General features: G+C 37.1%; 12 protein-coding genes. 1 reads left to right on the top strand and 11 read right to left on the bottom strand.

From position 1 onward, the window contains the following. Positions 1 to 63 precede the first annotated feature (63 nt). From N0K80_RS03760 to rbsK, 3 genes are read right to left on the bottom strand one after another with little or no spacing between them, the layout of a single operon-like run. Positions 64 to 978: a GRP family sugar transporter gene (locus N0K80_RS03760; RefSeq protein WP_057974682.1), complete on the bottom strand. Its 915-nt coding sequence runs from the start codon at positions 976 to 978 to the stop codon at positions 64 to 66. Positions 979 to 1,010: 32 nt separating this feature from the next. After that, complete coding sequence (gene rbsD, locus N0K80_RS03755; protein WP_057974681.1) at positions 1,011 to 1,433, bottom strand: D-ribose pyranase; 423 nt, start codon at positions 1,431 to 1,433, stop codon at positions 1,011 to 1,013. 29 nt (positions 1,434 to 1,462) lie between these two features. Further along, positions 1,463 to 2,398: a ribokinase gene (rbsK, locus tag N0K80_RS03750; RefSeq protein ID WP_269023807.1), complete on the bottom strand. Its 936-nt coding sequence runs from the start codon at positions 2,396 to 2,398 to the stop codon at positions 1,463 to 1,465. A 288-nt stretch (positions 2,399 to 2,686) separates the two neighbouring features. Between rbsK and N0K80_RS03745 the strand changes: the two genes are divergently transcribed. Further along, on the top strand, positions 2,687 to 3,568 hold the full coding sequence (locus tag N0K80_RS03745; protein ID WP_269023806.1) for a polysaccharide deacetylase family protein: 882 nt from the start codon (positions 2,687 to 2,689) through the stop codon (positions 3,566 to 3,568). 71 nt (positions 3,569 to 3,639) lie between these two features. On the opposite strand, the gene N0K80_RS03740 is transcribed toward N0K80_RS03745, so the two are convergent. The 8 genes from N0K80_RS03740 to deoC form a co-directional block, all read right to left on the bottom strand. After that, on the bottom strand, positions 3,640 to 4,875 hold the full coding sequence (locus N0K80_RS03740; protein ID WP_269023805.1) for an MFS transporter: 1,236 nt from the start codon (positions 4,873 to 4,875) through the stop codon (positions 3,640 to 3,642). 245 nt (positions 4,876 to 5,120) lie between these two features. Beyond that, positions 5,121 to 6,422 carry an NCS2 family permease gene (locus N0K80_RS03735; RefSeq protein ID WP_407932681.1) on the bottom strand — a complete coding sequence of 434 codons (1,302 nt, stop codon included), beginning with the start codon at positions 6,420 to 6,422 and terminating at the stop codon, positions 5,121 to 5,123. Positions 6,423 to 6,445: 23 nt separating this feature from the next. Beyond that, positions 6,446 to 7,651, bottom strand: coding sequence for a NupC/NupG family nucleoside CNT transporter (locus N0K80_RS03730; RefSeq protein ID WP_112250990.1), 1,206 nt, complete (start codon positions 7,649 to 7,651; stop codon positions 6,446 to 6,448). 16 nt (positions 7,652 to 7,667) lie between these two features. Then, positions 7,668 to 8,378 carry a purine-nucleoside phosphorylase gene (deoD, locus tag N0K80_RS03725; RefSeq protein WP_269023804.1) on the bottom strand — a complete coding sequence of 237 codons (711 nt, stop codon included), beginning with the start codon at positions 8,376 to 8,378 and terminating at the stop codon, positions 7,668 to 7,670. A gap of 52 nt (positions 8,379 to 8,430) precedes the next feature. After that, positions 8,431 to 9,729: a pyrimidine-nucleoside phosphorylase gene (locus tag N0K80_RS03720; protein ID WP_269007967.1), complete on the bottom strand. Its 1,299-nt coding sequence runs from the start codon at positions 9,727 to 9,729 to the stop codon at positions 8,431 to 8,433. A gap of 18 nt (positions 9,730 to 9,747) precedes the next feature. Further along, positions 9,748 to 10,695 carry a sugar-binding transcriptional regulator gene (locus tag N0K80_RS03715; RefSeq protein WP_269023803.1) on the bottom strand — a complete coding sequence of 316 codons (948 nt, stop codon included), beginning with the start codon at positions 10,693 to 10,695 and terminating at the stop codon, positions 9,748 to 9,750. Between the two features lie 41 nt (positions 10,696 to 10,736). Beyond that, positions 10,737 to 11,924 carry a phosphopentomutase gene (locus N0K80_RS03710; RefSeq protein WP_269007965.1) on the bottom strand — a complete coding sequence of 396 codons (1,188 nt, stop codon included), beginning with the start codon at positions 11,922 to 11,924 and terminating at the stop codon, positions 10,737 to 10,739. Positions 11,925 to 11,934: 10 nt separating this feature from the next. Beyond that, complete coding sequence (deoC, locus tag N0K80_RS03705; RefSeq protein ID WP_269023802.1) at positions 11,935 to 12,594, bottom strand: deoxyribose-phosphate aldolase; 660 nt, start codon at positions 12,592 to 12,594, stop codon at positions 11,935 to 11,937. Between the last annotated feature and the right edge of the window lie 90 nt (positions 12,595 to 12,684).

The raw sequence follows: 12,684 nt of genomic DNA, 5'->3' as shown, positions 1-12,684 counted from the left end.
CTTAATAACAAATTACTGTCATTAAGACTCCCTCATACCTATTATTTATTTAACCAATGCTACTTAGTTCTTTAAGAAAACTGTTACGGCAGCGGCAATCACAATCATGACTAACCCAATAGCAATGACTAACCACTCTTTACCCGTTTTCTTAGTGCGCATAACGATAATTCCCGAAATTGTTGCACCGACAATTGAAACTTGTGAAAGGACAAATCCAGTTGCTAATCCAAGCATTGCAGGTTGAGCTGAAACAAGGTAGCCTAATGCTGCCATTGCGAAGAAGAAACCTGAAAAAATTTGTTTATACGTGACACTCTGTGTAAAAATATTATTATTGTTTTTTGATACTTCGTAGATTCCAAGAACTAACCCAAAGGCTGCCATTCCCATTGCCTGCGCTAGGAACATATGCATACCGTCAGTTCCTTTAGTATATTGTGGCAAGATTCCATATAATGAGTAACCTACTTGAGCAATTAATAACACACCAACTGCTTTTGTAAGTAATTCTTTATTACCAGCTGATTTTTTCTCTTGGTAAGTCGTTAAGTATGCACCAATCAAAATAATAACAACAGCTATAAATCCATAAGTTTTTGATGAAACAGGACCCCAGTTACCAAGCATTAGAACTCCCCATACAACATTCGCCGTAATTTGGAAAGCTGTTGAAATTGGCATTGCTTTTGCGGATCCTAAGGCGTTACCTTCTTGATCTTTCATACCAAAGGCCATAATTGTTAAGACATTACCGAAGGCCCAGGCAGCACCTGACAAGAATGCTAACCAGAAGTTAGAGCCATGTAACATTGGCATTCCTGTAACTAGTGAGAGAACAATTGCGACAATCAAAGTTCCCCATGTTGCGCCAAAAATACCTTGAACTGGTTTACCACCAAAGTATGACACTAACGTTGGATAAGCACTCCAACCAATAATTGCTAAAAGTGAAAAAAATAAGCCTAACATATTCATTATATATATCTTCCTATTCCTAAATTAATAATTTATTTAATTGCTTCGCCTTCAAAATCAACATTTGATTCCAAAACAATATTTGAAAATGGCGTAATTTCACCCGTTCTTACTGTAGCGATATTATTATCATCACGGCTCATCGATTTTAGTTCGTCATGAGAGATAAAAATAATTTCAACGTCATCATCCAATAATGCCTTGATAGCTGTATATTGTTCAGGATTTACCGTTTTAATTTCTTCAGCTAAGAAAACCTTTTGAACTTTCATTTCAGATAATGTTGCGGCCAAGACATCAATAAATAATGGTAATCCACGTATAACCGAAAGATCAATTTTACGACCATCATCCTTGATTGGAAGCCCTGAATCACCAATTGTTAACCATTGGGTATGTCCAATTTCGGAAATTGCATTTGATAATTTTGTATTCAAAAGATTTGTTTTACGCATAATTTATCTCCTATTCAAAAAATATAAATTTATTTGTGAGCATCCAAAACGGCTAAAACTTCAGCTTCTGTTGGAATACTTGGTTGGGCGCCAGCACGTGAAACAGTTACGGATGAGGCGGCCGAACCATAACGCATTGCTTCAGCCAAGTTATCTAAGTTAGCATGTAATCGTGTAGCTGTGGCACCAATAAATGTATCCCCGGCAGCAGTTGTGTCAACGGCACTAACTTTGAATGCCGGAACAATTCCTTCTTCACCATTATCGCGCATAAAGAAAGAACCTTCTGATCCAATTGTGATAATAACGGTATCAATTCCGCGTTCAAAATAGTAAGCAGCATTGTGCAACATTGAATGTTCATCAGTCACTTCAATACCAGTTAATAAGAACGTTTCATGTTCGTTAGGTGTAATAATATCAGTTAATTGTAACAATTCTGCTGGTAATCCGCCATTTTCAGGCATTGGAGCAGGATTTAAGATTGTTTTAACACCATTTTCACGAGCAATCTTGAATCCTTCGATAACTGCTTCCATTGGAATTTCTAATTGTGTAATCAAAAAGTCTGATTCAGCAATAGCGGCTTCATGAGCACGGACGTCTGCAGCCGCCATATCAGCATTAGCGCCACCATAAATATGAATAATATTATCTCCAGTTTCTGCTGAAACAGTAATGTAAGCTTGTCCTGTTTCTTCAGTTTCTGAAACCATCACATGATCCGTACTCAAGTTTTCGACATTCATATTTTTTGACGTATCGAATTCCTTACCAACTTTAGTAATCATGTTGGTTTTAGCGCCAGAACGTGCGGCTGCAACGCCTTGATTCAAGCCTTTTCCACCCATTGCTTCAATTTGATGATTTGGTGTGTGTAAAGTCTCTCCACTAGTTGCAAAACGGGGTACAGAAATAACCTTATCAATATTAGTTGATCCTAAAACAGTAATAATTTTTGCCATTGCACTTGTCCTTCAATTCTTTAGTATATTTATCAGACCATTCTTCTTGATTCATTCGTTATAAAAAAATAGGAAGCGTCTTCAATCATTATAGTATAAATATATTTCCTATATTTAGCAAGCGCTTTCGGACTTTCTCTTAAACCGCTCTCATTATTATAAATAAAATTAGCTATATTTTCTGATGCTATTTATTAAATTAGCTTATCATCTATTCTTAAAATGTTGGAACTTCCCACATCATAATGGTAAATTAAATAGTGGTAGTTAAACTAAAAGGAGTTCATTATGTTAAAGCAAAAAAAGATTTGGTTCATTTTATTGTTACTTATCCTTTCCATCGGTGCCGGGACATCATTTTTTATTGGAAAGAAAGCACCCTCCGCCTCACACCAACAAAGTATCCCAGTTAAAAAAATCCATCCCTCTACTCCAAAAAAAGCCATTCAGAAACATAAGGCCCTTTCGGAAAAAAAGGTTGATAGCTCGCATTGGCAATCCTTTGAAGGGGATACTGAGTTCCCGATTTTAATGTACCATAGCATTTCTGTCGGAAATTCATTACGCATTCCCGAATCCCAATTTGCACATCAAATGCAATGGCTTCAAAAAAATGGTTATTATACTTTAACACCTGCCGAGGCCATTACGGTTTTTAAAACTCATAAAAAGCCTGCTAATAAAATTGTTTGGATAACTTTTGATGACGGCTACAAAGATAATTACGAAAAAGCTTATCCGGCCCTAAAAAAATATCATAAAAAAGCAACTATTAACTATATTACAAATCACTTCGGGCATAAAAACAAATTAACGATGCCACAAATGAATGAAATGCGCCAATCTGGTTTAGTAACTATTGAAAGTCATACCGTTCATCATAAAGAGCTCAATCAAATGACCGATGCACAACAAACGGCTGAATTTGTTGACTCAAAGAAATGGCTAAACGATAAATTTCATCAACAAACTTCGATTATCTGTTATCCAGTTGGGCGCTTTAACGATCAAACACCTAAGTTGGCTCAAGCCGCAGGTTATAAGCTTGGTTTAACAACCTTGCCAGGTCTAGCCAATGAGAACCAAGGACTATTCACTTTACATCGTGTCCGTATTTCACCCGATTTATCAGATACTTCTTACCAATACCTTTTAGATCACGGTATGTAGCTAATTTAAAAAGGATTAACTTGCTGTTAATTAGCAAGTTAATCCTTTTTTTAAATTTATTAACGCCCATTTTAATCGCGGTTAAATGATAGGTATTCTTTTCTTCTTAAATTTTTGATACTCATCATTACGACAAAACTCATCAGGTAGAGCAATGATAAGAAAATCATGACCGCCATTACGTCGTAGTGATCCAAGATAAATCCTATTGCCACCGATGAGAATCCACCAACTGCTCGTCCAACGTTAATAATCACATTGTTAGCAGTTGCGCGAACTTCCGTTGGATACAAGTGGCTGACAACTGCGCCATACCCGGCAAACATGCCATTGGCGAAATACCCCACCAGTGCACCCGCAAAAAGCATCATCATGGTATTCGTTGGTATCGTCAGAATATAGACGCTGACCGCCGAAGCTAATAAAAATATTCCGTAAGCTAATCGAGCACCTAATTTGTCTAAACCCCAACCAAACGTTAACATTCCAGCGCTCATACCTATGATTGTTGAAATCATCCATGTTGATGATCCCGCAATAGTTAACCCCAATTGTTTTTGCATAATTGCTGGCAACCAATTCATTAATCCGAAATAGCCAGCTATCTGAACAATTGCCATGAACATTAATCCTAATGTTTGATGTGTTAGCTGACGTGTTGCAAATAAAGCTCTAAATTGACCTTTTCCATCATGTTTACTTGTTTCAAATGCCTTGCTTTCTTTCAGATGGCGACGAACAAAGAACGTAACTAGTACAGGGATTAGCCCGAATAAGAACAAGGCACGCCAACCAAACTGTGGTAATATAAATGCTGCCAAAACTGCCGCTAATATAGCGCCACCTTGTCCTGCAACACCAACATATGACGAAACGCGGCCCATGTCTTTCTTCTTAAAACTTTCTGCTAGAATGGTCATTCCAATTCCGTATTCGCCACCCGCACCGATACCCGCGAAGAACCGACAAACATAAATAGTCGTTAAATTACTGGCAAAAAACATGGCCGCAGTTGCAAATGCAAATATGAAAATCGTATAAGTGAACGTTTTAATACGCCCAAATCGATCTGCCAACATACCAAAAATCACACCGCCCATTAACATTCCTACATTGGTGATTGATGAAATCAATCCCGCCTGTGATCCGTTCAAGTGAAGCTCCCCAATAATTGAGGATAAGGCGAAGGACAAGAACATGACATCCATGTTCTCCAGTCCAAAGCCCGCAGTTGCTGAGGCGACGACCTTTCCTTGGTAACTAGTTAGTCGATTCTGGTGTTGTTTCACTGCCGTTGTCTGTTGCATATTCAGTTCCTCCTAAAATGAGCGCTCACTGTCGCTCTTTATTTTAATCTTCTAAATCTTATCTCAAATGCATTTGTATTACAAGGTGAATCCACTTTTAAAAAGTTTAAAAAGAGTACTCCCTTCACACTAAAGGAATACCCATTTTGAACAAACTAAAAAGTATTTCGTTTTAAGAAGCATAGTAACGCTCTTATCTAACGAAATACTTTTTTATATTTTATAAAATTATTTAAATTACCTTACTAATTTAAAAATGCGGTACACACCAGATTTATTAAGAACAGCGTACTTAAAATCCACATAATTGGTGAAATATCCGTTTTATTTGTCATTATCTTTAGTATCGGATAACTAACAAATCCAAATGATAATCCTATCGCAATACTCCCTGATAAAGGAATTAAAACGATAATCAAAAAAGCTGGGAACCACTCACTAAAATCTTGAATTTGTATATGCTGAAGTTGTTGCATCATCAAGGCACCTGTAATAATGATTACGGGCGCAATGGCTGCCTCGGGCACATACTTCAAAAATCGAACTAAGAAAATTGAACTAGCGAACAGTAGGCTAGCAACGCCCGCCACAATCCCAGTGCGACCACCACTTTCAATACCAGCGGCACTTTCGGCAGCAGCCACGGTTGGACTTGTTCCACAGATACCTGATAGAAGAGCGGTAATTGCACTACTTTGAAATGACTTTTTAAATTTACTCTTATCTGGTAAGAGTCCTTCAAGTAGTCCCATCGATTCAAAAACCAAAATCATCGTCATTGAAAAGACGGCCAACCAGAATTTTAATTGACCAATTTCTTGAAAGTCGCCCTGAAACAATAACTTACCGTATTCTTTAATTTGTGTGACATCAACTGTAGTTGCCTGCCCTTTAATCTTAAAAGCTGCTCCTACAAGACTTGTCACAATAATCCCAATAATAAAATTTCCCGGAATCTTTTTAACATATAGTATAACGGTCAACGTTAATCCGAACAGTGCCAATAACGTTGTAGGGTTTTGTAGAGAACCAAATGCCAGTAAAGATCCGTTTGATCCAGCAGTAATTAAACCAGCCTTTTCCAACCCTAATTCAACTAAGAATAGCCCTATTCCAACCGTAATTCCTGTTTTCAAAACATCCGGAATACTTTCCGCCAAAATGCGACTTAACGGTGTAAAGGCAATTACCAGATATAAAAAACTACTGACCAAAGAAACGGCAATTGCAACTTGCCATGTAAAATGCATGCCAACAACTAATGTGTATGTGAAGAAAGCATTAACGCCCATCCCCGGTGTCAGAATAATGGGGGCATTCGCCCAAACCGCCATCAATAAACAACCTAATACTGAAATAATAATTGTTGCAAAAATGCTTAAATTAACGGGAATACCTGCGTCACTTAAAATAAGTGGATTAACAATCATAATATATGATATTGCAAAGAAACTTGTCACACCCGCTAAAATTTCGGTTTTAAGATCATTTTTACCAATGGTCGCTTTAGTTCTTCTTTTAATCATTTCTTTTAAACCTTGTAACATCTCACTCACACCTTATTTTATAATTACCAGATAAAGAGACCAACTGTTGCTGCTGAAAGTAATGAAACTAACACACCTGATAAGAGCATGAAGCCAACATTCTTAGCAATATATTCGTTTTTCTCATGGTTAACCAACCCTTTGAACGCACCAATAATCATACCAACTGTTGAGAAGTTAGCAAATGACGTTAAGAAAACAGTTAAGACAGCTTGGTAATGAGGCGCGAGGTCTTTAACCGAATTGGTAATTTGTCCCATAACAACAAACTCATTCGTCACTAATTTTGTTCCCATGTATTGCGCAAATTGGAAAGCATCTGCTGTATTTAGTCCCATTAACCAAGCGAATGGGAACATAATAATACCTAAGATATGTTCCAAACTTAACCATGGATTTACGATACCTAATAGTTTATCTACTAAAGCTGCCAATGCAACAAAGGCGATAACATTTGCAGTAATAATCAAAACTAATTTACCTGCGCCTAAAATTGAATCTCCCAAAAATGAAAAGAATGGTTCTTTACCATTTTCGCCGGATTCAGCTGACATTGTTGCGATTGTATCTTCTTCAACTGGAACAACGACTGGATTTAAAATATTAGTAATAATAATAGCATTAATAACGTTAACCGGAATTGCAGTTAATACAAATTGTCCTGGCATAAGTTGCGTGTAGGCCCCAACAATTGAAGCAGTCACACAACTCATTGACATCATTGCCAAAGTTAAATTACGTTGTTTATTCATTTGTTTTAATTGGATTCCAGAAATAGCTAAAGCTTCTGTGTTACCTAGAAACATCATTTCAACTGCAAAGAATGATTCAAATTTAGGTTGGCCTGTTACTTTTGCCAAACCACGGCCGATCCATTTGATAATCCATGGTAAAACACCGATATACGTTAAAATATCAAATAATGGAATGATCATTAAAATGGGTAGTAACACGCTCACAACAAAATCCATTTGTTTAACGTGAACTAAACTTGGTAAAGCAAATGCAATACCCGTGTAAGCCACCTGAACTAACGCATTGAACCCGTTAGCCGCACCCAACACGATATCTCTACCAATTGGGAAGCCAGTTAATAACCACGAAACAATCAAATTGACGACTAACATTGTTCCAATTGAATACCATTTAATATCTTTTCGATTCTTGGAACATAAAACAGCTAATCCTACAAATAATAACAAACCAATAATATTAATAATAATAAACATGATATTGCCTCTTCCCTTAATCAGCGGAGATAGCAGTTTCTAAAGAAAGCGCTATCATTTCGTTGAATGATTTTTCTCGTTCTTCGGCCGTTGTTTCCTCACCCGTTATAATATGATTGCTGATGGTCAATACTGCTAAAGCCTGTACATGATACTTAGCCGCCAACATATATAGTGCCGCAGATTCCATTTCAGAGCCTAAAATACCATATTCAATTAATTTATTACGATCAATTTCATCATTATAAAAACGGTCTTCCGATAAAATATTACCAACTTTAACTGTAATTCCTTGTTGTTGCGCAGCCGTGTGCGCAGCTAACAATAGTTTAAAATCAGCGGTTGGCGCATAGTACATACCACTCCCGAAAGTATTGTTAATAATAGCCGAATCCGTGCTTGCCGCTTGCGCAATAACGACATCCCTAACATGAATATCGGTTCCCATACCGCCGCAAGTACCAACACGAATTAATTTCTTAACACCATAGAATTGGATTAATTCATTTGCATAAATAGAAATCGAAGGAATTCCCATGCCTGAAGCTTGAATAGATACTCTGTGTCCCTTATAACTGCCGGTGTAGCCAAAAGCATTGCGGACCGTATTGTATTGGTGAATATCTTCCAAGAAAGTTTCAGCAATATACTTAGCTCGTAAAGGATCGCCTGGCATTAAAACAACCTCTGCGATTTCATTGGCTTGTGCTCCAATATGTGTACTCATTAAAATCATCCTCACTTTTCAATTAATTTAAAAAACTAGTCTTTTTGAAACCCTATTTAATAATTTTATAAATCATTTGTGGTTTTTCAGCACGTTCAGCAATTTCAACATTGTCATAAATTAAGGACTTAATATCTTCAATATCCTCACGATTACTGTAAATAGTCATTAACGACTCATCTTTTTCAACTTTATCGCCAATTTTTTTATGCAATTCGATACCTACTGCATAATCTAATTGATCTCCTGCTTTTTGACGACCACCACCTAGCATCATGCTTGCGATACCAATTTCATCGGCCGTCAATTTAGCTACAACCCCACTCTTTAAAGCTGGCAACTCAAATTTATACTGAGCTTGTGGCATGATTGAATAGTCTTCAATGACCGTTTCATCCCCGCCTTGTGCCTTAATCATCGCGCGGAATCGATCCAAAGCAGCTCCTGATTCAATGGCCTCTTCCAATAGCTGCTTAGCTTCATCAAATTTTTCAGCTTTTCCGCCTAAAATAACCATATAACTACCTAAAGTTAATACCAACTCACGTAAATCTTCAGGCCCTTTATTCTTCAAAATATCAATTGATTCTTCTATCTCTAACGAGTTACCAATTTTATTACCCAGAGGTTGATTCATATCAGAAATAACTGCCATACAATCCATTCCAACACTTTTTCCAATCTCAACAAGTGCTGTGGCCAAAGCCGTAGAATCTTCTAATGTTTTCATAAATGCGCCTGAACCAGTTTTAACATCAATCACCAATGCATCCGTTCCAGATGCAATCTTTTTACTCATTATTGAGCTGGCAATCAGCGGAATCGAATCGACGGTATCTGTAACATCCCGCAAGGCATATATTTTTTTATCAGCGGGTGCGATACCACCTGTAGCACCAATAATTGCTAGTTTCTCTTTTGAAACTTGATTAATAAAGGCTTCATCACTTATCTCTATTTGGTAACCTGGAATGGCTTCTAACTTATCTAAAGTTCCACCCGTATGTCCAAGACCACGACCAGAAATCATGGGTACAGGAATTCCGACCGCCGCTACAACTGCGGCTAAAGGTAAGCTAACCTTATCACCGACGCCACCTGTTGAATGTTTATCAACTTTAATACCAGGGATGTCTGATAGGTCTAAGTGTTCACCGGACTCCATCATTTTCATCGTTAAAGAAGCACGTTCACGATCAGTCATATCTTGAAAATATATAGACATTAGTAAAGCACTCGTTTGATAATCAGGTACAGATCCGTTCACAACACCGTCCACAAAAAATTGAATTTCTTCATCAGATAATTCCTTACCATTTCTTTTTTGATCGATGACATCTACCATTCTCATTTTTTTCACGCTCCAATTTTATTTATAGTCAATTAAATTTTGCGCCAAGCTGCTACCTATGACCGCAGTATTTGCGTATCCCGCCTTTAAAACGGCGTGTACACCTGCTGCTTTTTCAACATCAGAAGCTACCACTATTGAATGCTCTTTCTTTTTTAAGTCTTCTAATTGAATCCCGATGGTTCTGTCATCTAATTCCTGACTAACGATCTTCCCTTTTTCATCAATAAAATGGGATGCGATATCTCCTACCGCTTTAGATTCTAGTTCCTTTTTTTGTTCATCATTTAGGTAACCTAAGTGAAATAAAAGCGCATCTTTTCCAATAACACCAACAGTGAAAATGGCAATATTAGCTTGTTTTCCCAAATCCAAAATAGACTTGATAAAACGATCTTTCTCCACCATTTTTTTTGTTTCCACATTGTCAAAAATTGTCGGTAATGGTAAATACCGTGACTGCGTGTTGAAAGCTTTAGCTAGCTCAGTAATACTTTCGTAAGCATATGTTCTTTCGTTCTCAAAGCTCACACTACCTTTTAGTTGAACAGCCTGAACGCCTAAAACGTTTCGTTTTTCTATATGTTTCGTAACCGCATGAACCGTTTTACCCCAACCAATTCCAATAATATCTTCTGGTTTAATAATTCGTGATAAATACTCTGCTGCGAACATACCAACGCTATTTAAGGCCGTCGTTTCTCCTTTATAGTTAGTCGGCACAATGCTAATTTTAGCTTTATATTTATCACTCAATTGTTGTTCCAGCTCTTTAAAATCAACAAATGGATTTTCAATTTGAATTTTTACTAATCCCATTTCTTTAGCCGTTTGCAAGCTACGTGAGATAGTTGGACGAGAAAGTCCTATTTTCTTAGAAATTTCCACTTGTCCCATATTTTTTTCATAATACAAATGAGAAATTAGTAGCATTTGTTTTATTTTTTCTTCATCGTAGCTTTTCATAGTTCGTTGTTTCCCCCCATTGTCTATTTCATTCATATTGATTATTCAAGGTTGTCTAAAAAACTAGTTCCCCTGTTCTCACCTTGAACACCAAAGTTATCTAATATTGTTGCACCAAAATCTGAAAATGTTTTTCTCGTGCCTAAATCTACGCTCTTTTTATTTTGAGGTGAGTAAACTAATAATGGCACATTTTCTCTTGTATGATCGCTACCCTTGAATGTAGGGTCATTCCCATGATCTGCAGTAATCATCAATAAATCATCTTGTTTCATATTTTCAAGAACCGTACCCAAACGTTCATCAAAATCCATTAATGCCTGTCCAAAACCAATCGGATTACGTCGATGTCCATACATAGCATCAAAATCAACTAAATTGATAAAACAAAAACCTGTAAAATCTTCTGCCATAACGTGGTCAACATGATCCATTCCGTCCATATTACTTTCATTATGATAACCTTCGTCAATCCCTTGTTTCGAGAATATATCATTAATTTTACCAACCCCGATTGTTTTAAACCCATCTTCTTGCAGGTAATCCATAACCGTTTTTCCAGTTGGTTTTAACGCAAAATCATGACGATTAGCTGTTCGAGTGAATGTGTCTTTGGTCTTTCCAATGTAAGGACGAGCAATAATACGTCCAACTGTATATTCAGGACCATTGACTAGGCTACGCGCGTATTCACAAATACGGTATAATTCTTCAACGGGAATAATTGCTTCATTTGCAGCAATTTGAATAACAGAGTCGCCCGACGTATAAACGATTAAATCGCCAGTTTCTAATTGGTGCTCACCCAATTCTTCAATAATCTTAGTTCCCGATTCAGGACGATTACCCACAATATTACGACCAGAAAATTCTGTTAGTTTATCAAGTAATTCTTGTGGAAACCCATTTGGAAAGAAGCTTAGTTTTTGAACAACAGGTAATTCCATCATTTCCCAATGTCCGTCCATACTGTCTTTTCCAACTGATATTTCTTTCATTTTTCCAAAACTAGCCAAAGGTTCTTCTTCGGCGGCAACACCTTCGATAGTATTCTCACGAATGTTTGAAATACCTAACTTTTGGAGATTAGGTATTTTCAACTTGCCTTTGTAAGCTTCGCCAACATGTCCTAGCGTATCGGATCCTTCATCGCCAAAATTTTTTGCATCATCTGCAGCACCCGTTCCAACAGAATCAAGAACGAGTCCAAAAATACGTTTATATTTCATTTTTTTCACCCTATTCTAAAATTTTCTTAGTTGCACTAACACCCAAGCGACTTGCTCCTGCCTCAATCATTGCGATTGCTTCCTCGCGACTATGAATACCACCGGAAGCTTTCACGCCTAAGCGATCACCGACTGTTTTACGCATCAGGCTCACATCTTCTACTTTGGCACCAGAAGCGCTGAATCCCGTAGATGTCTTAACGTAATCTGCATGACTTTTTTCAGATGATTCACAGGCTCTAACAATCTGTTCATCATTTAAAAATGACGTTTCAATGATCACTTTTAATAATTTACCTGATTTATGAACTTCTTGTGCAACCGCACTGATATCAGATTCAACGACTTCATTGTTGCCGCCAATCAATTCGCCAATATTAATGACCATATCAATTTCTTTTGCACCGTCTTCAATAGCTGTTCTAGTTTCTGCTACCTTTGACTGTGTACTTGTTGCTCCTAATGGGAATCCCACAACAACGCATGTGTTAACATCCGTTCCTGCCAATTTTTCTGTAACCAATGATGCCCAATGCGCATTAACACAGACAGATGCCGTATTATATTGACGTGCCTCCTCACAAATCGTTTCAATGTCCATTTTTGTTGCATCCGGATTTAATTTAGTATGATCTAAGTATTTTGCTAGTTCCCCTGTTGTAATTTTCATTTTGTGTATCTCCTTTCGTCTTTACAAGTCAAATGATAGCGCTTACTTTTACAAATGTAAATAGTTTTTTGTAAATTTTGTAAACTTTAT

The organism is Dellaglioa carnosa (assembly GCF_026948345.1).
GTDB lineage: Bacteria > Bacillota > Bacilli > Lactobacillales > Lactobacillaceae > Dellaglioa > Dellaglioa algida.
The sequence above is the reverse complement of the archived record's forward strand: the minus strand, read 5'-3'. Positions and strand labels throughout refer to the sequence as shown.